Origin of the sequence: Pseudomonas sp. UBA6699 (assembly GCF_002454615.1) — a bacterium.
Classification (GTDB): Bacteria; Pseudomonadota; Gammaproteobacteria; order Pseudomonadales; family Pseudomonadaceae; genus Aquipseudomonas; species Aquipseudomonas juntendi.
The window spans coordinates 5,724-6,199 of the sequence record NZ_DKJF01000109.1; the positions used below are offsets into that span (position 1 = coordinate 5,724).

At 39.9% G+C, this 476-nt stretch carries 1 protein-coding gene; it reads left to right on the plus strand.

Annotation, left to right across the window (positions count from 1 at the left end):
• Positions 1-254 precede the first annotated feature (254 nt).
• Positions 255-476: hypothetical protein (locus B3361_RS21135; protein ID WP_286920350.1), on the plus strand; the 222-nt coding region annotated here is incomplete at its 3' end.

Sequence of the window (476 nt, forward strand, 5' to 3'; positions counted from 1 at the left end):
GAGTGCTTGAGTGCTTGAGTGAGTAATTACGCACCCAATCAATTAATTAAGCAATCAATTAATTAAGCAATTAAGCAATTAAGCAATTGAAAGGCAAATCAACGACGAACAATAGTCGCAATAAAAATCCACTTACCCTATTGACATGAAAAAGAGTCGAGTCAAAAATGATCACCATCAACTCCACAGCCAACTAAACACCATACCCATCCGAAACTTATTTATAGACCACACCCCTTCACACCAATCGACCAATGAAAATCATCAATACCTTAATAGCACCGCCCGGAGCGGGAAAAACAACCTGGCTAATAAACACTCTCAATGAAAATCGTAGACAGCGGTCAGTAATTACATTTCCAACCAAGCTTCTTTCCACAGAAGTGCAAAGCAGGTTGAAAACCTTAAATCTTCAATTCAATGCAATTGATAGCGACACAGTAGAAGGCTCTGTGACTGAATCGCCCCTGGTTTCG